The following is a 21130-nucleotide window of genomic DNA, read 5'->3' on the forward strand; positions in this document are numbered from 1 at the left end:
GCGCGTTCGACCGTCTTACCGACGTCATGACGCCGGGCTCTGCGCGCGCCCTTCGAGCACGGGAGGTCGCCCCGGTCCCGGCCGCGACGGTTTTGGTGCGGACGCCGAACAGGGCGCGGTCGCACGGGCGTTGCGAATCCCCCGACGCATCCGGGCAGGGGTAAGGCGGCGGGGCTCGGCGGGGCGCTCCCGGGGCGGCGCGGGTGCGCGGGAAGTTCACGGTCGCGCAGGGCGCAGGCCGGCTGCCGGTCACCCGGCACCCAGGTCGCGAGAACTACGCCGGCCGCGAGCCCGCCGAGAAACACGCGCACGCAGGTCGGCCCGTGGCCCCGTGGGTCACGCCGGAACCAGCGCGGCGTCCGGGTGTTCCTGTCGGGCCGCGGACCGTCCGCGGGTGTCGAGGAAGACCCGGACCGCGCCCGTCCACACGAGGGCGGAGCCGAACAGGTGCAGGACGACGGCCACTTCGGGGAGGGCGGTGGCGGCCTGGACGAGGCCGACCAGCCCCTGGGCGAGGAGCACCGCGAGGAACAGGGCGGTGCGGCGGTGGGCGGTGCGGTCGGTGTCCGTCCGGGTGCGGATCCAGAGGACGGCGGCGAGGCCGAGGACACCGGCGGCGACGGCTCCGTGCAGCCAGGTCATGACGGTCCAGTTCAGCGGCATCCGCGCCACGGCGGAGGAGTCGCCGGCATGCGGTCCGGTGCCGGTGACCAGCGTGCCGACGACGAGGAGCAGTGCCGTGCCGGCGAGCAGGGCGGTGGCGAGCCGCCGGACGGGCGTGGTGACGGGTGGGGTGGGGCGGTCGAGCGTGCGGGTCCGGTGCCAGGAGACCGTGCTTCCCGTCAGGAGCAGTACGGCGGCGAGGAAGTGCGCGGTGACCATGTAGGGGCTCAGTCGCGCCAGCACGGTCAGGCCCCCGATGACGGCGTTGAGCAGGACGATCCAGAACTGGGCCCAGGCCCATCGGGTCACCGCAGGGGCGGGATCGCGCTGTAGTCGGGAGACGATGATGAGCCAGCCGACGGCCGCGGACACCACGAAGGTCAGCAGGCGGTTGCCGAACTCGATGGCGCCGTGCAGTCCCAGCGCGGGCGTGGCCGCGAGGCTGTCGGCGGAGCAGTTGGGCCACTGGTCGCAGCCCAGGCCGGAGCCGCTGACGCGGACGACGGCGCCGGTGACGATGATCATCACGCTGGCGGCCAGTGCGCCCGCGGCGGCCGCGCGGAGGGCCGGCCGCCCGATGGCGACTCGGGCGGCGAGCCACTGGAAGGGTGTCGTCATGTCCGGCCTGCTCCAGGGGTGGGTCGGCGGGCAGGAGACGACGTCGAGAACGGGCGGCGCCTGCACCGGGAACGGGAACCGTCGCGGCGGTGCCGGTGCGGTTCGGCGCGCAGCGCGGTGGGCTCGGGGCCACGACTCTACTCCGCGGCCCCGAGCCCTCCGCGCGCCGGCTGCGGTTCCCGACCGCCCTTGTGCGGCCCCGGTGTTCAGCCCCGGTGTTCACCCCCGGAGCCGACCGGTGGCTGAGCGGGTTTCCGGTACAACTCCTTGGCGATGATGGAGCGTTGGACCTCCGTGGCGCCCTCGTAGATGCGGGGGGCGCGGACCTCGCGGTAGAGGTGTTCCAGGAGGTGGCCGCGGCGCAGGGCGCGGGCTCCGTGGATCTGGACGGCGGCGTCGACGACGTCCTGGGCGGTCTCGGTGGCGAGGAGTTTGGCCATCGCCGAGCGGCGGGCGATGTCCGGGGCGCCGCGGTCGTAGGCGGCCGCGGCCGCGTACACCAGCAGCCGGGCGGCCTCGACGCGGGTGGCCATCTCGGCGAGCCGGTGGCCGACGGACTGGAGGTCCTTGAGCGGTCCGCCGAATGCGGTGCGCGTGCCGGCGTGCGCCAGCGCGGCGTCCAGCGCGGCTTGCGCCATGCCGACCGCGAAGGCGCCCACGCTCGGCCGGAAGAGGTTCAGGGTCCCCATCGCCACCCCGAACCCGCCGCCCACCTCGCCGAGCACGTCCGCCTCGGTCACCGGCGTGCCGTCGAAGACCAGGGTGCCGATGGGGTGCGGGCTGAGCATGTCCAGCCGCTCACCGCCCAGGCCCGGGCGGTCGGCGGGGACGAGGAAGGCGGTGATGCCGCGGGCCCCGTCGGCGTCGCCGGTGCGGGCGAAGACGGTGGCGAAGTCGGCCTCGGGCGCGTTGGAGATCCAGCACTTCTCGCCGGTCAGCCGCCAGCGGCCGGGGCCGTCGGGCTCGGCGGCCAGGGCGAGCGCCGCGGCGTCCGAACCCGCGCCCGGTTCGCTCAGTGCGAAAGCCGCGACCGCCCGGCCGGCGGTCACCTCCGGGAGCCAGCGGGCCCGTTGGGCGGCCGTCCCGGACTGGACGATCGGGCAGGCCCCGAGCCCTTGGAGCGCGAGGGCGGTCTCCGCCTCGGTGCACTCCTGGGCCAGCGACTCCCGCAGCAGGCACAGGTCCAGGGCCCGCGGGCTCCCGCCGTCGGGGAAGAGCCGGTGCAGCAGGCCCAGTTCGCCGAGGGCAGCGACCAGGGGCCGGTTGACCCGGCCCGGTTCCCCCTTCTCCGCCAGGGGGCGCAGCCGTTCGGCCGTCCTGGCGCGCAGCCGGGCGCACCACTGCTGTTCCTCCGGTCCCAGTGCGAATGCGGTCACGAGCGGCTCCCCTGGTAGCGGTACCGGACGCGGCGACGGCCCGGCGGCCGGTTATCGCGGTCTGTTGACTGCCGTCACGAAGACGTTACGCTGACGAGGATCCGTACGGCAGTCCTCCCCGGTCCCCTCACCCCACCTCCACCCCTCCCCGGCCGCCCGGCGGCCATCCGGCCCAAGGGGGCGCACCCCGCATGGAGCTACGGTCCTCGGCCCACACCGACACCTTCACGCGCGACCGGCTGCCACCGCCCGAGCAGTGGCCGCACCTCACCGACCTGGGTTATCCCGACCGGCTGAACTGCGGCGCGGAGCTCCTCGACGGGACCATCGCCCGGCTGGGCCCGGACCGGCCCGCGGTCCGCGACGCACACGGCCGGGTGTGGTCCTACGAGGAGTTGCGGGCGCGGGTCGACGCCATCGCGCACGCCCTCACCGGCCCGCTGGGAGTCGTCCCGGGCAACCGCGTGCTGCTGCGCGGTCCCACCACGCCCTGGCTGGCCGCCTGCTGGCTCGCGGTCATGAAGGCCGGCGCGGTGGCGGTGACCGTCCTGGCCGCGCACCGGCCGGACGAACTCGCCACGATCTGCCGGCTCGCCCGGGTCCGGCACGCGCTGTGCGAGGCCGGTGCGGTGGGCGATCTGGTCCGGGCCGAGGTCCCTGGGTTGCGGATCACGACGTTCGGCGGGGACGGCCCGGACGACCTGGCGCAGTGCGCGCGGCCCGGTGGCGCGCCGTACCGCGCGGTGCCGACCGCCTCCGACGACGTCGCGCTGATCGCCTTCACCTCGGGCACCACCGGCCGCCCCAAGGGGTGTCTGCACTTCCACCGCGATGTGCTCGCCATCGCGGACACCTTCTCGGCGCAGGTGTTGCGGCCGCGTCCGGACGACGTGTTCGCCGGCAGTCCGCCGCTCGGCTTCACCTTCGGGCTCGGTGGGCTGGTGGTCTTCCCGTTGCGGGTCGGGGCCTCGGCGTACCTGGCCGACTGGGGCGGGCCGGAGCGGCTGCTCGGCGATATCGCGTCCCACCGGATCTCGGTGCTGTTCACCGCGCCGACCGCCTACCGGGCGATGCTGCCCAAGCTCACCGGGCACGATCTGACCTCGCTCCGCCGCTGCGTGTCGGCCGGCGAGAACCTGCCCGCCGCGACCTGGCGGTCCTGGCACGAGGCGACCGGCCTGCGGATCATCAACGGGATCGGCGCCACGGAGCTGCTGCACATCTTCCTGTCCGCCGCCGACGACGCGATCCGGCCGGGCACGACGGGGCTGCCGGTGCCCGGTTTCGAGGCGCGTGTGGTGGGCCCGGACGGCCGGCCGATGCCGGACGGCGAACCGGGGCTGCTCGCGGTCCGCGGCCCGACCGGCTGCCGCTACCTGGCCGACACCCGACAGACCGGCTACGTCCGCGACGGCTGGAACCTCACCGGCGACACCTACGTACGGGACCGGGACGGCTACTTCCGCTACGTGGCCCGCGCGGACGACATGATCATCTCGGCCGGGTACAACATCGCCGGCCCCGAGGTGGAGGACGCCCTGCTGCGGCACCCGGACGTCACCGAGGCGGCGGTGGTCGGCCGACCCGACGACGACCGCGGCCAGGTGGTCGTCGCCCATGTGGTGCTGCGGGACGGCGTACCGCCCGGGGCGGAGACCGTCACGGCGCTGCGGGCGTTCGTCAAGACCCGGATCGCGCCCTACAAGTGCCCGCGCGAGGTGGTCTTCCACACCGCGCTGCCGCGCACCCCGACCGGCAAGCTCCAGCGCTTCCGACTGCGCGACCGGGATCTAGAGTGACCCGGTGAGCGACGAGCAAGCCCAGCACACCCCGCGGTCCCTGATCGTCACCTTCTACGGGGCCTACGGACGCGGCGCCGTGGACGGTTCCGGCGGCGCGCCCGGCCCGGTGCCGGTGGCCGCGTTGATCCGGCTGCTCGGGGTGCTCGGGGTGGATCCGCCGTCGGTACGTTCCGCGGTCTCCCGGCTCAAGCGCCGCGGGCTGCTGGTCGCGGAGCGCACGGCCGCGGGCGCCGCCGCGTACGGCCTCTCCGACGCGGGCCGCCAGTTGCTGGAGGACGGCGACCGCCGGATATTCGGGCGGCCGACCCGCCCGCCGGCGGAGGGCTGGGTACTGGCCGTCTTCTCCGTCCCCGAGGAGGAGCGGCACAAGCGTCACCTCCTGCGCTCCCGGCTGGCCCGGCTGGGCTTCGGCACCGCCGCGCCCGGCGTCTGGATCGCCCCCGCGCACCTCTACGAGGAGACCCGCCACACCCTGGAGCGGCTCCAACTGGCCGCCTACGTGGACCTGTTCACCGGTACCCATGCCGGTTTCACGCCCACCGCGCAGGCCGTGGCGCGCTGGTGGGACCTGGACGCCCTCGCCGCGCGCCACCGCGCCTTCCTGGCCGCGCACGAACCGGTCCTGGAGCGCTGGACCCGGCGCCGCTCGCTTCCCCCCGAGGCGGCCTACCGCGACTACCTGCTCGCCCTGGATGCCTGGCGCCACCTGCCCTACGCGGATCCCGGGCTGCCCCCGGCCCTCCTGCCGGCGGACTGGCCGGGCGGTCGGGCGGCGGAGGTGTTCGGCTGGCTGCACGGCAAACTGCGGGCGGCCGGCGCCGATTACGTGCGGGAGGCGACGGCCGGGTCGTTCCGCACCCAGGACGCCGGCTGAACCTCCCCATTCTCGACTCCGCTCGAATGGGAGGCAGCCCACGTCCTCGTACGCCCCGTGTCGTCGCCTCCGGCCCGCGGCCCCGGTGTTCCCCCTGGGCCGCGGGCACGCCCCGTGCCCCCTGTTTCAGCGCCGGCGCTGCTGTGCCCCTACGGGGACGGCGGCACGGCGCGGCCGGACGACCGGTCCGGCGGCGGCCGCCGCTGCCGGGCGCGGCCGGGCGGCGGCGATCACCGACACCACGTCCTTGAAGGAGCTGCACATCCGCGTGCCGGCGACCGCGGCGAGTTCACCGAACGTTCCGCTCCCGTAGGTGACCGCGACCGGTTCCATGCGCGCGGTCACCGCCATCCGCATGTCCCCCACGGTGTCCCCCACATACGCGCTCTGCCAGGCCGGGACCCCCAACCGGCCGGCCGCGCGCAGCACCATCTCCGGGTGCGGTTTGCCGCGCCGCACCATGTCCTGCCCGATGACCGGGCCGACCAGGTCGCGGATGCCCATCACATCGAGCAGGGCCTCGGCGCTGCGGGTGGTCTTGGAGGTGGCGACGGCGAGTTCGACGCCGTGGGCGCGCAGCGCGGACAGCCCGGCCGTCACTCCGGGGTAGAGCAGCTGCGGCCCCTGGCACAGGACCTCGTAGGCGAACAGTTCCCGGTAGCGGGAGATGGCGGCCTGCACCCGGCCGTCGTCCTCGGGCCGGCCCAGCAGCCGGCCGAACGCGGCGGCCGGAGGCTTGCCGATGGCCGCGGCCGCCTGCCGCGCGGTCACCGAACAACCCTGCTCCGCGGCCACCTTGGCCAGCAGCTTGCTGATCGCGGGCAGGGTGTTGGCGAGGGTGCCGTCCAGATCGAAGACGGCGGCCTTGAGGGTCTCGCCGCCGGCGCTCCGCGCGCCTCTCATCACAGGACGTTCGCCGACTTCCATTGATACGCGCATGGATGGGGACCTTTCCGGGATCCGATGGGTGCGGGGGCTCGGGTGACTGTGCGGGCTCAGCTGGTCGGGCGGGCCTGCGGTCGACGACTGTGGCGGCAGAGGCGGTCTCGCCGTGGCGCACCGCTGTCCAAGGGCGGTACGCGACCGTCGAGGTGGCGGCATCGGAAGGGATCGTCCCGTTTACCGCCTTCGGAGATTTAAAAACCGCCTGCGCTGTTTGTCAATGTGCCTTAGCTCGCCCCTGACGGTCGACAAGCGATCCCGGGCCAGCCAGACTGGACATATGCGCCGCCAACACCCGGCGCCAGGTCTGGACCACGGGGCGGAGTGATCACTTCCCGACAGGACGGGGAGGATCCGGCCATTCGCCTCCACCATAGCGAACCGCATGGTTGGTTTTCTCTGTAGACTGCAAGCACGTTGCAGTCGTACGAGAGACGGGACGGACACCGTGCCCACGCAGCATCGCGCCATCCAGAGCCGCCAGGCGCTCATCCGCTCGGCCGCCGAGACCTTCCTCGAAAAGGGAGTGCCCGCCGCAGGCATGGTCGAGATCAGCCGGCGGGCCCGGCTCAGCAAGGGCGCCCTCTACTTCCACTTCACGTCCAAGGACGACCTGACCCTCGCCGTGCGGGACGCCGCCCTGGCCACCCTCAACGAGATCGAGGAGGGCTTCCTCCGCTCCCCCGAGCCGCTGACCGTCGCCGTCCGGGACTTCGCCGTCGAGCTGTTCGGCCGGGTGCAGTCGGACGCGGTGCTGCGCGCCGGGCTGCGACTGCGCCCGGAGACCGCGCCCGGTCTGGACATCCACGCCTTGGAGCAGCGCTGGTACGCGCTCTTCCTCGACAAGGCGGTCACCTGCGGCACCGGTGAGCCGGTCCGCCTCGGGGACGGGCTCACCGGCCCGCACCCCGCGGACGTCGAGCCCCGGCGCACCGCCCAGCTGCTGACGTCGATCGTGGTGGGGCTGCTGCACCTGGGCGGCGGCGACCGGACGTGGTGGGACGCGGAGGCGGTCACCGGGCTGTGGGGGCTGCTGCCGGCCGCGGCGGGTCGGGTCGCGGCCGCCGGAATTCCGGCGCCGGCGCAGGTCCCGGCCGGCTGACCGTCCGCGGCGACCGGCGGCCCGTGCCGCGCTCCGGCCCCGCGCCGGTCTCACAACTCCACGAGTACCGCCCCGACATGGCGTCCCCGGGTGAGCTCGCAGAGCGCCCTCGGTGCCTGCTCGATCCCCGTCAGCAGGGCGTGCGGGAAGACGAGGGAGCCGTCCCGCAGCCCCCGGCCGAACTCCGCGATCCACTCCTCCGGCAGGTCGGGGTGCGCGTGCACCCCGAAGCCGCGCAGCGCGACCCGGCGCGTGATGATCAGCCCGGAGTCCAGCTCCACCGGGCTGGCCGCCCCACCACCCGGGCCCAACTGGCTGGAGAGCGCGCCGACCAGGGCGAATCGCGCCTCCGGGCGCGCCACCGCGAGCGCCGCGCGCAGTTGCTCACCGCCCACGGTGTCCAACAGCACGTCGATGCCGTCCGGCGCCGCCCGGCGCAGCTGCTCCTCGATCGGCCCGGCCCCGCGCACCACCGTGGCGTCGCATCCCAACTCCGTGCGCAGGCGGGCCGCCTTGGCTTCCGAGCCGGTGCTGCCGATCACCCGGCCGGCTCCCAGCCGGCGGGCGAGTTGACCGGCCAGGCTGCCCACGCCGCCGGCCGCGCCGCTGACGAACACGGTGTCGCCCGGCCGGACCCCGGCGGCCCGGCGCAGCGCGCCCCAGGCAGTGGCGCCCTGGGAGAGGTGTGCGGCCAGGGAGGGCAGGGCGTCGGGGTCCAGTCGCCGGGCGTGCTTCTCGTCGACGGCCGCGAACTCCCGCCAGCCGTAGGGGTGGTGGACGAGGTCACCGGGGGCGAGGGTGTCGCCGGTGGCCGCCACGACCTCGCCGACCGCGGAGCCCCACAGTGGCCGGTCGAGCTCGAAGGAGGACATCGGCAGCCGGGCCGCGGTCATCCGCGTCCGCATCGCCGCGGTGACCGCCATGAAGCGGGTGCGCACCAGCACCTGGCCCGGCCCTGGTTCGGGCCGGGGCACCTCGACCACCGCGAAGTGACGCTCCGTCAGTTGCGTGTCGTCGGCGCGGCGGGCGAGCCGAACCTCCCGGTGGACGGCGGGGAGGCCGGGCGCGGCGGGGACGGTCATCGGTCTGCTCCTTGCGCGTTCGGCGGTACCACGCGGCACCGCGTCGCCCAGGCACGTGATCCGGCCGTAATCGCGCCGCCGCCTATGAATACCGCACGGTTGGCTTCTTTATGATGCGGAAATAGACTGCGCGGCCACGGCAGCGGGTCGCACCCAGACACAACAACTCCACGAGAGCATACGGAGGATGATCGGTGGTCAAGCAGGAACGGGCGGTGCGTACCCGGCGCGCCGTCCTCGAAGCCGCGGCCCATGTCATCGGCACCCGCGGCTACCAGGCCGCCACGATGGCAGAGATCATCCAGCGTGCCGGAGTCACCAAGGGAGCCGTCTACTTCCACTTCCGGTCCAAGGACGCACTGGCGCGGGCGGTCATCCGGGAGCAGACCGAACCGTTCGTGCCGGCGATCAGCGACTCCCGCCTCCAGGACGCCATCGACTTCACCCATCGGGTGGCGCTGGCCCTGCGCAGCGACCCGTTGTTGCAGGCCGGCACCCGGATCGCGGTCGAGACGACGTTCAGCGAGGAGCCACTGGTCCCGTATCAGGCGTGGACCGACATCATCACCGCGATGTTCACCGACGCCCGGGACAAGGGCGAATTACTGCCCGCCGTCGCGCCGGACCGGGCCGCGGAGTTCTTCGTCGCCGCGTACATGGGCGTGCAGCTGTTCTCGCGGGCCGCGACCAATCGCGCCGATCTTCCCGAGCGGGTCACCGCGCTGTGGAAACACACCCTGCCGGGCCTGGCGTCGCCGGGTGCGCTGAGTCATCTGGACCCGCACGGCCGGTCCGTGAAGATCGCTGTCTGACCCTCCACCAGGAGTAGCCCCGGCGAGGGAACGGCCCGCTCAACACTGGAAAACAAACCGCATGGTTCGTATCTTGGAGCGGAGACCGGATCCCGTCCGTCGGAGCGCCGAGAGCCGCCCATCAGAAAGGACCATCATGGCCAGCGCCACCCTCACCCCGTCCGTACGCGATCAGTCCGACGGCGTCCACGGACGACGGACGGACGGAAACCGACCACGGGCGCTGACCACGACCGTGCCCCGTGAGTACGTGCACCGGGCCGCGGTGTCCGAGGTCTTCCTGACCAACTGGCAGCAGAGCGGGCCGGACGGCTGGCTGGTGACCGCACAGTGGCCCCGCGCGCACAGCTTCTACGGCCCGGCGCACGGGCTGCACGACCCGCTGCTGCTGATCGAGACGGTGCGGCAGACGGGGATATTACTGAGCCACGTCGCACACGACGTGCCGCTGGACCACCCGATCATCTGGCAGAAGGTCAGTTACGCGCTGCGGCCGCAGGCGCTGCGTGCCGCCCTGAAACCGGCCGACATCGCGCTGCACGTCACCGACCACGACGTGGTCCGCAAGGGGAAGCGGCTGATCAGCATCCGCCAGGAGTTCCGCATCGAGTGCGACGGCGCCGAGCTGGCCCGGGCGACGCTGGTGTACTCCTGCCACAGTGCGGCCGTCTACCGTCGGCTGCGCGGCGAGTACGGCGATCTGACGCTCGCCAACGCCCGGCGACTGCCGCCGCCGGAGCCGGTCGCGCCGCAGTCGGTGGGCCGGGACCGGACCGGTGACGTGGTCCTCTCCCCCACGGACCGCGCCGATCACTGGCAGCTGCGGGTGGACACCTCGCATCCGGTGCTGTTCGACCACCCCGTGGACCACGTCCCGGGCATGCTGATGGTCGAGGCGGCCCGGCAGGCCGCGCGGGCGGCGGCGCCCGACTGGTCGCTGCCGGTCGCGCTGACCTGCTCCTTCGAGCGGTACGCCGAGTTGGACGCGCCGTGCTGGGTGCAGGCGCGGACCTCCGGGATGTCCGACGACGGCCGCCGGGAGGTGGCGGTGCGCGTCGAGCAGCACGGTAGGCCGCTGCTCGACGCACAGATCACCGGCCTGCCGCTGCCGGGGGGCCTGCCCGACCCGTGTTGACGGCGGGGCATGCTCCGCGCCCCTGATCCGCCCCGCCCCGCGCTGCGCCCGGCCTCCCCGTCAGTGCAGTGTGAGGCGGGGCTTCGGCGCGTCGGTGCGGCCGGCGGGCGGGGTGCGGCTGCCGGCCTGGTAGGGCAGCGGCCAGGGGGCACCCGGTCCGGTGTAGCCCTGTGCGGCGGCGGCGTGCAGGGTCCAGTGCGGGTCGTAGAGGTGTGGTCGGGCCAGTGCGCACAGGTCGGTGCGGCCGGCCAGGATCAGGGAGTTGACGTCGTCCCAGGAGGAGATGGCGCCGACCGCGATGACGGGGATGCCAAGGGTGTTGCGGATGCGGTCGGCGAACGGGGCCTGGTAGGAGCGGCCGAAGTCGGGGCGCTCGTGGGGCACGACCTGTCCGGTGGAGACGTCGATGGCGTCGGCGCCGTGCTCGGCGAAGGCGGCCGCGATGGCCACCGCGTCGTCGGGGGTGGTGCCGCCCTCCGCCCAGTCGGTGGCGGAGATCCGGACAGTCATGGGGCGATCTTCCGGCCATTGTTCGCGTACCGCGTCGAAGACTTCGAGGGGGAAACGGAGGCGGCCGGCGAGGGAGCCGCCGTAGGCGTCGGAGCGTCGGTTGGTCAGCGGCGAGAGGAACCCGGAGAGGAGGTAGCCGTGGGCGCAGTGGAGTTCGAGGAGGTCGAAGCCGGCGCGTGCGGCAGCGGTGGCGGAGCGGGCGAACTGGTCGCGTACGGCGGTGAGTTCGGCGGCGGTCAGGGCGTGCGGGACCTGGTTGACGCCCGGGCGGTAGGGCAGTGCGGAGGGGGCGAGGAGGGGCCAGTTGCCGTCCGGGAGCGGCTGGTCGATCCCCTCCCACATGCGGCGGGTCGAGCCCTTGCGGCCGGAGTGGCCCAGTTGGACGCCCAGGGCGGTGCCGGGCGCCTGGGTGTGCACGAAGTCGGTGACGCGCCGCCAGGCCCGTTCGTGTTCGGGTGCGTACAGGCCGGTGCAGGCCGGGGTGATCCGCCCCTCGGGGCTGACGCACACCATTTCCGTCATCACCAGGCCGGCGCCGCCCAGGGCGCGGGCTCCGAGGTGGACGAGGTGGAAGTCGCCGGGGGTGCCGTCGCCGTCGGCTGCGTACATGTCCATCGGGGAGACCACGACCCGGTTGCGCAGGGTCAGTCCGCGGAGCCGGAAGGGGGTGAACATCGGCGGTGTCCCGGTGGGGACGCCCGCCTCCGCGGCCACCGCGTCGGTGAACTCGGTGTCGCGTAGGCGCAGGTTGTCGTGGGTGACCCGGCGGCTGCGGGTGAGCAGGTTGAAGGCGAACTGGTGCGGCGGCTGCTCGGTGTAGGTGGCGAGGTCCTCGAACCACGCGAGGCTGGCGCGGGCGGCGCGCTGGGTGGAGGCGACGACGGGGCGGCGTTCGGTCTCGTAGGCGGCGAGGGCGTCCGGCAGGGTGGGTTGTTCCCGGAGGCAGGCGGCGAGGGCGAGGGCGTCCTCGACGGCGAGTTTGGTGCCGGAGCCGATGGAGAAGTGGGCGGTGTGCGCGGCGTCGCCGAGCAGCACGATCCGGCCGTGCGACCAGCGCTCGTTGACGACCGTGCGGAAGGCGATCCAGCTGGAGTTGTTGGTGCGCAGCGGGCGGCCGCCCAAGGAGTCGGCGAAGAGTGCGGCGCACCAGGCGGCCGAGGCGGACTCGTCGTGGGTGTCCAGGCCGTTGGCGCGCCAGACCTCTTCGCGCATCTCGACGATGACGGTGCTGGCGCCGCCGGGTGCGCGGGGGTGGTCGGCGGTCGGGTGAAGGGGCCGCGGGGACCCGGACGGAGTCCGGGGAGGTGTCGATGGGGGGAGTGGGGTCTCCCCTGCTCGAACGGAGTTGAGAGCTTGGGGAAGGTCGGGTGACGGGTGGGCGTAGGGATAGGCGTGGAGTTGGGCGATGCCGTGGCCGGTGTCGGCGATCTCGAAGCGGAAGGCGTCCAGGGCGAAGTCGGCGGAGAGCCAGATGTAGCGGCAGCGGTGGGTGGTCAGCTGCGGACGGAAGGCGTCCGCGTGTGCGGTGCGGGTGGTGCTGTGCACGCCGTCGGCGGCGATCACCAGGTCGTGGTCGCGGGCGAGTTGGGCGGCCGGCGGGGCCTCGGTGCGGAAGACCAGCCGTACGCCCAGGGAGCGGCAGCGGTCGTGGAGGATCGCCAGCAGCCGGCGGCGGCCGAGGGCGGCGAAGCCGTGACCGCCGGAGGTGAGGGTGCGGCCGCGGTGCACGATGTCGATGTCGTCCCAGCGTACGAACTCCGCTTGCAGGGCGCGGTAGACGACCGGGTCGGCGTGCTCGATGCCGCCGAGGGTCTCGTCGGAGAGGACGACGCCGAAGCCGAAGGTGTCGTCGGGGGCGTTGCGCTCCCAGACGGTGATCTCGCGGTTCGGGTCGAGCCGTTTGAGCAGGGCCGCGGCGTAGAGCCCGCCCGGGCCGCCGCCGAGGACGGCGACCTTCAGCGGCCGCGGGTCGGGGCCCGCGGACCCGGTCACTTTCCCTGCCACTCGGGGGGCCGCTTCTCGGTGAAGGCGGCGTGGAATTCGGCGTAGTCGGCGCTGTTCATCAGCAGCGCCTGGGTGGCGGCGTCCAGTTCGACGGCGGCGGCCAGCGGCATGTCGAGTTCGGCGGTGAGCAGGGCCTTGGTCTGGGCGTGGGCCAGCGCGGGGCCGTCGGCGAGCCGGCGGGCGAGGGCGGCGGCCCGTTCGTCGGCGCGGCCCTCCTCGGCGAGTTCGCTGATCAGGCCGAGGCGTTCGGCCTCGGGGGCGCGGACCGGGTCGCCGAGCATCAGTACCCGGGTGGCGTGGCCGAGGCCGATGACGCGCGGCAGGAGGTAGGCCGCGCCCATGTCGCCGCCGGAGAGGCCGACGCGGGTGAAGAGGAAGGCGAAGCGGGCGGAGGGGTCGGCGACCCGGAAGTCGGCGGCCAGGGCGAGCACCGCGCCGGCGCCGGCGGCCACGCCGTGCACGGCCGCGACGACCGGGAAGGGGCATTCCCGGATGGCCCGGACGACCTGGCCGGTCATCCGGTTGAAGTCCAGGAGTTGGGCGGTGTCCATGCCGAGGGTGACGCCGATGATCTCCTCGACGTCGCCGCCGGAGCAGAAGCCGCGGCCCTCGCCGGCCAGGACCAGGGCGCGCACCGAGCGTTCCCGGGAGAGTTCGGCGAGCAGGTCGCGGAGGTCGGCGTAGGACTCGAAGGTGAGCGCATTGAGCTTCTCGGGGCGGGCGAGGGTGACGGTGGCGACGCCGTCCTCTCTGGTGACCCGGATGTGCTGCCATGCGCCGGTGCTGCGGGCGGATCCTGCGAACGGGCTCATCGGTCTGCCTGCCCCCTTCAGCCGGATGGCTGGTGCGTGCGGTGGCCGCGGATGCGGTGGCGGTGCGGGACGCGCGAAATGCCCCTCGAAGCTATCACCCCTTTGTGACCGTCGTCATGAGGGCGCGATATCCGGTCGGGTGCGCCGGGGCGGGCGGCAGGGCGTAGGGCCGGTTCGGTGGATCAGGGTCGGATGGGCCCTGGGGCGGGCCGGAAGTCCTGCCGCTCGCGGGGCGAAGGTCCCGGTCGGCCCGGTCTCCCGGCCCTGCTGCCGGCGCCGGCGCGCGGCCTAGCGTGGAGGCGTCCCGCAGGGCCCGGACGTCGGTCCCGGCCCTCCGCGAAGGGAGCGGCGCATGCCGGAACCGCAGACCACGGAACCGACCGCGCAGCACGCGCCCGGGCCGTCCGGCCCCTCGTGCTGGCGGATCGAGCTGCCGCACGCCCCGTCCGCGGTGTCCCTGGCCCGCGCCCTGACCGGTGCCGCACTGCGGGATCTGCGCGCCACCGCGGACCGTGCCACCGCCGTGCTGCTCACCGCCGAACTGGTCGCCAACGCCGTCGCGCACACCTCCGGCCCCGGGCCCGTCGAGCTGGTGGTGCGGGCTCGGACGGCGGGCTGCGAGGTGGAGGTGCACGACGCGGATCCGGCGCCGGTGGTAGGGCTGGCCGGGATGGTGGGCGAGGCGGGGCGGACGGGGTGCGGTGCGGCGGGGCCGGTCGCCGGGGGGCCGGTCGCGGACGGTCAGCGGTCGCCGGCGGTGGGGCGGGGGCTGCGGCTGGTCCGGGGGCTCAGTTCGGCCGCCGGTTGCCGCCGGACGCCGCGCGGCAAGGCGGTGTGGTTCACCCTTCCCGCGCTGCGGGAGCCGCGGCTGTCGTGACGGCGGACGTCCCGGCCGCCCCGGCGGGCTGCCCGCCGGGGACGGGGGTGGCATCGGGGGCGTCCCCGGGACGCGACTCCGGGAGGTCCCCCACACCGTCCGGGGCGGAGCCGGGCGTTCCGGTCCCGAGGCGCGAGTGGCGGCGCCCGTAGAGCGCGTAGACCACCGCGCCGAGGGCGAGGAAGCCGGCGAACTGGAGCCACGTGGCCGGGCCGGTGCCGTAGACGAGGTAGCCGCAGAAGGCGACGCCGAGCAGGGGGCTGAGCGGGGACAGCGGGACGCGGAAGCGGCGCTCCAGGTCGGGCCGGGTGCGGCGGAGGACCAGCACGCTGATGTTGACCACCGCCATGACCGCCAGCGTGCCGACGCTGCTGAGGTTCATCACCATGTCCAGCGGGACGACCGCGGCCGGGACGGCGAAGACCACGGCGACGATCCAGGTGTTGGCGACGGGCGTGGCGGTCCGCGGCGAGACCCGGGCGAAGACCCGCGGGACCAGGCCGTCCCGCGCCATCGACATCAGGATGCGGGTCTGGCCGTACATCACGGCGAGGACCACGGAGGCGATGGCGACGACCGCGCCGAAGGCGATCACCGAACCGCCGAGGCCGGAGTGGGTGACCCGGTCGACGATCAGCGACAGCGCCGCGGGGCGGCCCGCGACCTGCCCGGAGGAGAGCGCGCCGATGGCGGCCAGCGCGACCAGGCAGTACAGGACGGTGACCACGCCGATGCAGACCATGATCGCGATGGGGATGTTGCGGCGCGGGTTGCGCGCCTCCTCACCGGCGGTGGTGATCGCGTCGAAGCCGATGTACGAGAAGAACGCGACGGAGGCGCCGGAGGTGATCCCGGCGAGGCCCTCGGGGGCGAACGGGGAGAGGTTGCCGCTGCGGAACGCGCCGAAGCCGATCACGCAGAACAGCACCAGGACCACCAACTTGAGCACCGCCATCGCCGCGGTGGCGCGGGCACTCTCCCGGACGCCGCGGACCAGCAGCAGCGCGGCCAGCAGCACCACGACCACGGCCGGGAGGTTGACGACGCCGCCGTCGCCGGGCGGGTTGGCGAGCGCGGCGGGCAGCTGCCAGCCGGTGAGACTGCCGAGCAGTTGGTTGAGGTACTGACCCCAGCCGACGGCGACCGCCGAGACCGAGACGCCGTATTCGAGCAGCAGGCACCAGCCGACGAGGAAGGCGGTGCGCTCGCCGAGGGTGGCGTAGGCGTAGGAGTACGAACTGCCGGAGACCGGGATCGCGCCGCCCAGCTCGGCGAAGGAGAAGGCGGTGAAGACGCAGGTGACGGCCGCCAGGACGAAGGAGACGACGACCGCGGGACCGGCCTGGGCAACGGTGTCGGAGAGCCCGACGAAGATGCCGGTGCCGACGACGGCGCCGACGCCGAAGCAGACGAGCTGGAAGAGGCCCATGCTGCGCCGCAGGCCGTGGCCGTGGAGGTCCGCTCCGGATTCGGCGATGAGGAGGTCGGGGGACTTGATGCGCAGTCCGGACGCGCCTGAGCGGGGCATGGGTGGTTCTCTCTCTGGTGGTGCGAGGCGCGCGGCGCGGGTGGGCCGGGCGCGCAGCGGGGTCCGGACCGGTGGGTCCGAACCCCGTGAGCGGCTCGATGGTAACCACCCGAGCCGCATCGTCGCTCAGATGGCGCACGGCTGTGCCCTGCCCGGTGCCCCGACGGGCGGCGGGAGACGCCGCCCGGCCGCGTCTGTCCGGTGGATCGGGGACGCCGCGGACCCGGCCGCGCTCCGCCGGACGGGCCCTAGCGTGCCAGCGTCGCCACCATCACGGCCTTGATGGTGTGCATCCGGTTCTCCGCCTCGTCGAAGACGACCGAGTGCGCGGACTCGAAAACCTCGTCGGTGACCTCCAGCGAGGTCAGGCCGTGGCGGGCGTGGATCTCCCGGCCGACCTCGGTACCGAGGTCGTGGTAGGCGGGCAGGCAGTGCAGGAACTTCACCCCGGGCTTGCCGGTGGCGCACAGCACATCCATCGTGACCGCGTACGGGGCGAGCAGTGCGATCCGCTCGTCCCAGACCTCCTTGGGCTCGCCCATGGAGACCCAGACGTCGGTGGCGACGAAGTCGGCGCCCCGCACGCCCTCGGTGACCTCCTCGGTGAGGGTGATCCGGGCCCCGCTGGTCTCCGCGAGCGACCGCGCCCGGGCGATGACGGCCTCCTCGGGCCACAGCTTCCGGGGCGCCACGATCCGTACGTCCATACCGAGCAGGGCGCCGGTGACGAGGTAGGAGTTGCCCATGTTGTTGCGGGCGTCGCCGAGGTAGGCGAAGGCGGTCTCTTCCAGGGGGCGGCCGCCGCCGTGCTCGATCATGGTCAGGACGTCGGCGAGCATCTGGGTCGGGTGCCAGTCGTCGGTGAGCCCGTTGTAGACGGGGACCCCGGCGTGCGCGGCGAGCTCTTCGACGTCGGTGTGGCTGCTGCCGCGGAACTCGATGGCGTCGAACATCCGGCCCAGGACGCGGGCGGTGTCCTTGACCGACTCCTTGTGCCCGATCTGCGAACCGGACGGGTCGAGGTAGGTGGTCGTGGCGCCCTGGTCCGCGGCCGCGACCTCGAAGGAGCAGCGGGTCCTGGTCGAGGTCTTCTCGAAGATCAGGGCGATGTTACGGCCGTTCAGGCGGCGGACCTCGGTACCGGCGTGCTTGGCCGCTTTCAGCTCGGCGGCCAGGTCGATCAGTCGGCGGAACTCCTCGGCGCTGAAGTCCAGCTCCTTGAGGAAGTGGCGGCCCGTGAGGTCTATCGCCATGGGTGGGCTCCTGGTTCGCGGCGGTCGGGATGGATGGGACGGGGGTCGATACCGGGCTCGGACCGCGACCGGGGTCGGGCCGACGGCGGAATCGGACCGATACCGGAGTCAGACCGATACCGGAGTCGGGCCGAGGGTTGGCTCGGACCGAGGGGTGGATCAGACCCGTGGGGTGGATCGGACGGACCCGATGGGTGGTTCGGATCGCGTTCGAACTCTGGAAGTCTATACGAGACGCCGTATCTCTATACAGGGCCTTCCTTGATGGGCACGCTCCAACCCGGTGCGGTGGGGGTCGGTGGACCCGGTGGGGGTCGATGGCGCCCGGTGGACCCGGTAGGGCCCGGTGGGGTTGGTCTGGCCGGACACCGCGGCCCGGCACCCCACCGTGACACGGCCCCGGCGTACCCGCCCACCCGGAACGTCCCACCGGCTCGGCCCGGAACGTCCCACCAGCTCGGCCTGGCCCATCCCGGCTCGACCCGCGCCCGCCGCGGCCCACACCCTCCTCAGGCCACGCTCCCTCTCAGACCACGCCCGCCTCAGACCACTCCCCTCTCAGACCACGCCCCCTCTCAAGCCACGCCCCCTCTCAAGCCACCCCCGGCACGGCATCCCTCGTCACCGGGCAGCTCATACAGCGCGGCCCGCCGCGGCCCCGGCCCAGCTCGCTCCCGGGGATCGTGATCACCTCGATGCCGCGCTTGCGCAGGAAGGTGTTGGTGGTGACGTTCCGCTCGTAGGCCACCACCACGCCCGGCTCCACCGCCAGCACGTTGCAGCCGTCGTCCCACTGCTCGCGCTCGGCGGAGTGCACGTCCTGGGTCGCGGTGAGCACCCGGATGTCGGAGAGGCCCAGGGAGGCCGCTATGGCCCGGTGCATGTGCTCCGGCGGATGGTCGGTGACCTTGAGGTCCTGGGCACCCGCGCCCGGTTCGATGGTGTACGAGCGGAGCATGCCCAGACCCGCGTACTGGGTGAAGGTGTCCCCGTCGATCATGGTCATCACGGTGTCCAGGTGCATGAACGCACGTCGCTTGGGCATGTCCAGCGCCACGATCGTCTGCGCGGAACCCGCCGCGAACAGCCCGCGGGCCAGGAGTTCCACCGCCTGCGGGGTGGTCCGCTCGCTCATGCCGATCAGCACCGCGCCGTTTCCCAGCACCAGCAGGTCGCCGCCCTCGATCGTCGAGGGGTAGTCCGCCTGGCCCTCGGACCAGACGTGGAAGGACTCGTCGCGGAAGAGCGGGTGGTAGTGGTAGATGGCTTCGTAGTGCACGGTCTCGCGCTGCCGGGCGGGCCACCGCATCGAGTTGATCGACACCCCGTCGTAGATCCAGGCGGAGGTGTCGCGGGTGAAGAGGTGGTTGGGCAGCGGACCCAACAGGAAGTCGTCCAGGTCCATCACGTGGAAGCGGACCGAGGTGGGTTCGGGGTGGCGTTCCAGGAACTCGCGCTTGGTCATCCCGCCGACCAGCGCCTCGACGAGTTCCGGCACCGGCAGTTCCTCGAACGCCGCCCGCAAGTGGTCGGTCGCCAGCGGCCCGTACTCCTTCTCGTCGAAGACCCGGTCCAGGACCAGCGTCCGCGCCTCGGGGATCTGCAGGCTCTCGGCCAGCAGATCCCCGAAGAGGTGCACCTCGACACCCCGGTCGCGGAGCACGTCCGCGAACCCGTCGTGCTCGGCCCGGGCCCGACGTACCCACAGCACGTCGTCGAAGAGCAAGGTGTCCTTGTTGGAGGGGGTGAGCCGCTTCAGTTCCAGATCGGGGCGGTGCAGGATCACCCGGCGCAGCCGCCCGGCCTCTGAGTCGACATGGAATCCCATCTCCCCATCTTGTCGGCTCGGAGCGCACGACGTCGGGAGTCGAGGGATGTCGGGGGATGTTGGCGGGGTGGTGGGGTGTCGGGTGGGGTTGTTGGGGTGGTGGCTCCGTCTCCCCTCATGCCCCGTCTACCGCCCCCGCTCCTCGCCCCGCCCTAAGGCCGGCGCCAAGCCGCAGCACCAGCACCGCCTCAGGGACAGCGCCACCATGGGATCAGCGCCGCCGTGGGATCAGCGCCGCCGCCACCGCGCCCGCCGACGTCACCGCCGCGATGATCCAGCCGCCGCGCAGCGCCCCGAACTCCGGGTGCTGCTGGCCGCCCATGGTGGCGACCAGTACGGCGACGCCGAGCGCGGTACCGGCCTGTCGGGAGACCATCAGGACGCCCGAGCCGAGGGAGAGTTGGCTACTGGGCAGCGATCCCGCGGCGGCGAACATCACCGGCTGGTACAGCCCGGTGCCGATCCCGGCGAGGATCAGCCCGGGCAGGAACCGCGCCGCGTAGTGCGTGCCCCCGCTCCCGTCGCCGGCCAGGACGATCCACCACAGGGCGGCCGCCACGAAGCTCAGCGCGCCCATCACCGCCGTCACCCGGCCACCGACCGCCCCGACGATCCGGCCGGAGACCGCGGAGACCACCAGCACGGTCAGCGGCCAGGGCGCCATCGCCAGCCCGGCCGTCCGTACCGAGTAGTGCCAGACGTCGGTGAACAGCAGACTCGCGGCGAGCATCATCGCCCCGTAGGCGACGAAGTAGCCGAGCAGCCCCAGGGTGGCCGGGGTGAATCCGGGGGTGCGGAAGAGCACCGGAGGCACGATGGGTTGCGCGGCCCGCCGGACGTGGCGCACGCCCAGCACTCCGGCCAGTACGCCGGCGGCGAGGACGGCGAGCGTGGCCGGGGCGGCGTACCCCCACTCGGGGGCCTGGACGCACGCGGTCACCAGCGCACCGACGCAGACCAGCACCAGCGCCGTCCCCGGCAGGTCGAGCGCCTGCCGCGGCCCCCGTGCCGAGCGGGGCAGCAGCCGGACGCCCGCGCCGACCGCGAGGAGTACCACCGGGACGTTGATCAGGAAGATCAGTCGCCAGTCGGAGGCGGCGAGCAGCCCGCCGATCACCGGGCCGGAACTCGCTGCCACGGCGCTGACCGCCGTCCACGCGCCGACCGCGGTCGCCCGCTCGCGCGCCGGGAAGGCGGGCAGCGCGAGAGAGAGGGAGGTGGGGATCAGCACGGCGGCGGCCACGCCCTGCACCACGCGCGCCACGACGAGCAGGGTGAGCGTGGGCGCCGCCCCGCAGGCCGCCGACGCCAGGCCGAACAGCACCATGCCGATCAGGAAGCAGCGCCGCCGCCCGGCCTCGTCGGCGAGCCGCCCGGCGGGCACCAGGAGGGCGGCGAGCACGACGGTGTAGCCGTTGAGCACCCAGGAGAGCGCGGAGGCGGGCGCCGGTGCGAAGTCCTGGCCGATCGCCGGGAACGCGATGGTGACCGCGATCAGGTCGAGTACGGCGAGGAACTGCGCCGCCGAGGCGATCGCCAGGATCAGCCAGCGACGGGGGTCGGGCGCTTCGCCGGGGTCGGAGGCCGCGCTCGGCTTGGAGGCGGCGCTCGACTCGGGGGCTACGCGCGGCTCGGGGGCTACGCGGGCTGCCGTGGGATCGGCGGAGGCGTCGACCTGCCGGCCGGTGGCGCGGGCGGCCGACCGCGGGGCGGCCGTCGAGGTGCGGGTCTGCGGGCCGGTGGCCGGCGCGCAGGGGTGCCCGTTGTCGTCGGGTCGGCGGGGAGTGGGGGCAGCGCCGGTGGGCGCACCCGTCCCCGGGCTTCCCGGAGGAGGAGTGGTCATGACGCTCAAGCATCGGCCGTGCGCTCCCCCGTCACGAGTGGCAGCCCTGCCACCACCCGCTACATTTCT

At 73.6% G+C, this 21130-nt stretch carries 16 protein-coding genes; 6 read left to right on the forward strand and 10 right to left on the reverse strand.

The annotated features are described in order from the left end of the window. Window positions 1-336: 336 nt before the first annotated feature. Complete coding sequence (locus ACFVT2_RS17000) at window positions 337-1281, reverse strand: heme A synthase (RefSeq protein ID WP_390018001.1); 945 nt, start codon at window positions 1279-1281, stop codon at window positions 337-339. 206 nt (window positions 1282-1487) lie between these two features. Beyond that, complete coding sequence (locus tag ACFVT2_RS17005; RefSeq protein ID WP_390018003.1) at window positions 1488-2657, reverse strand: acyl-CoA dehydrogenase family protein; 1170 nt, start codon at window positions 2655-2657, stop codon at window positions 1488-1490. Between the two features lie 191 nt (window positions 2658-2848). Between ACFVT2_RS17005 and ACFVT2_RS17010 the strand changes: the two genes are divergently transcribed. Both ACFVT2_RS17010 and ACFVT2_RS17015 read left to right on the forward strand, forming a co-directional pair. After that, the gene (locus tag ACFVT2_RS17010; protein ID WP_390018005.1) at window positions 2849-4456 is read left to right on the forward strand and encodes an AMP-binding protein; all 1608 of its coding nucleotides are present in this window, start codon (window positions 2849-2851) and stop codon (window positions 4454-4456) included. 4 nt (window positions 4457-4460) lie between these two features. Beyond that, window positions 4461-5333 (forward strand): PaaX family transcriptional regulator C-terminal domain-containing protein, encoded by an 873-nt coding sequence (locus ACFVT2_RS17015; protein WP_390018008.1) that lies wholly within the window; start codon window positions 4461-4463, stop codon window positions 5331-5333. A 126-nt stretch (window positions 5334-5459) separates the two neighbouring features. Here the strand turns inward: ACFVT2_RS17015 and ACFVT2_RS17020 are convergent, their stop codons facing one another. Further along, window positions 5460-6236, reverse strand: coding sequence for an HAD family hydrolase (locus ACFVT2_RS17020; RefSeq protein ID WP_390018010.1), 777 nt, complete (start codon window positions 6234-6236; stop codon window positions 5460-5462). Between the two features lie 487 nt (window positions 6237-6723). Between ACFVT2_RS17020 and ACFVT2_RS17025 the strand changes: the two genes are divergently transcribed. After that, window positions 6724-7377, forward strand: a complete 654-nt coding sequence (locus ACFVT2_RS17025; protein WP_390018012.1) for a TetR family transcriptional regulator — start codon at window positions 6724-6726, stop codon at window positions 7375-7377. Window positions 7378-7427: 50 nt separating this feature from the next. On the opposite strand, the gene ACFVT2_RS17030 is transcribed toward ACFVT2_RS17025, so the two are convergent. Then, complete coding sequence (locus ACFVT2_RS17030; RefSeq protein WP_390018014.1) at window positions 7428-8459, reverse strand: MDR family NADP-dependent oxidoreductase; 1032 nt, start codon at window positions 8457-8459, stop codon at window positions 7428-7430. 194 nt (window positions 8460-8653) lie between these two features. On the opposite strand from ACFVT2_RS17030, the gene ACFVT2_RS17035 reads away from it, so the two are divergent. Both ACFVT2_RS17035 and ACFVT2_RS17040 read left to right on the forward strand, forming a co-directional pair. Continuing rightward, window positions 8654-9271, forward strand: a complete 618-nt coding sequence (locus tag ACFVT2_RS17035; protein ID WP_390018017.1) for a ScbR family autoregulator-binding transcription factor — start codon at window positions 8654-8656, stop codon at window positions 9269-9271. A gap of 136 nt (window positions 9272-9407) precedes the next feature. Beyond that, on the forward strand, window positions 9408-10406 hold the full coding sequence (locus ACFVT2_RS17040) for a ScbA/BarX family gamma-butyrolactone biosynthesis protein (protein WP_390018019.1): 999 nt from the start codon (window positions 9408-9410) through the stop codon (window positions 10404-10406). A gap of 60 nt (window positions 10407-10466) precedes the next feature. On the opposite strand, the gene ACFVT2_RS17045 is transcribed toward ACFVT2_RS17040, so the two are convergent. Further along, a complete protein-coding gene (locus ACFVT2_RS17045; protein ID WP_390018134.1) occupies window positions 10467-12908 on the reverse strand; it encodes an FAD-dependent monooxygenase in 2442 nt (813 codons plus the stop codon). Further along, window positions 12905-13732 (reverse strand): enoyl-CoA hydratase family protein, encoded by an 828-nt coding sequence (locus ACFVT2_RS17050; protein ID WP_390018021.1) that lies wholly within the window; start codon window positions 13730-13732, stop codon window positions 12905-12907. The genes ACFVT2_RS17045 and ACFVT2_RS17050 overlap by 4 nt, the downstream gene beginning before the upstream one ends. Window positions 13733-14084: 352 nt before the next feature. Here ACFVT2_RS17050 and ACFVT2_RS17055 point away from each other — a divergent pair, with 352 nt between their 5' ends. Next, complete coding sequence (locus tag ACFVT2_RS17055) at window positions 14085-14609, forward strand: ATP-binding protein (RefSeq protein WP_390018024.1); 525 nt, start codon at window positions 14085-14087, stop codon at window positions 14607-14609. Here the strand turns inward: ACFVT2_RS17055 and ACFVT2_RS17060 are convergent. The 4 genes from ACFVT2_RS17060 to ACFVT2_RS17075 form a co-directional block, all read right to left on the reverse strand. Further along, window positions 14572-16137, reverse strand: coding sequence for an amino acid permease (locus ACFVT2_RS17060; RefSeq protein WP_390018027.1), 1566 nt, complete (start codon window positions 16135-16137; stop codon window positions 14572-14574). The genes ACFVT2_RS17055 and ACFVT2_RS17060 overlap by 38 nt on opposite strands. A 248-nt stretch (window positions 16138-16385) precedes the next feature. Continuing rightward, window positions 16386-17390, reverse strand: a complete 1005-nt coding sequence (gene argF, locus ACFVT2_RS17065; RefSeq protein WP_390018029.1) for an ornithine carbamoyltransferase — start codon at window positions 17388-17390, stop codon at window positions 16386-16388. 592 nt (window positions 17391-17982) lie between these two features. Continuing rightward, window positions 17983-19218, reverse strand: a complete 1236-nt coding sequence (locus ACFVT2_RS17070) for an arginine deiminase (protein WP_390018032.1) — start codon at window positions 19216-19218, stop codon at window positions 17983-17985. A gap of 211 nt (window positions 19219-19429) precedes the next feature. After that, window positions 19430-21061 (reverse strand): MFS transporter, encoded by a 1632-nt coding sequence (locus tag ACFVT2_RS17075; RefSeq protein ID WP_390018035.1) that lies wholly within the window; start codon window positions 21059-21061, stop codon window positions 19430-19432. Window positions 21062-21130 lie beyond the last annotated feature (69 nt).

It is taken from the genome of Streptomyces sp. NPDC058000 (assembly GCF_042886435.1).
Classification (GTDB): domain Bacteria; phylum Actinomycetota; class Actinomycetes; order Streptomycetales; family Streptomycetaceae; genus Streptomyces.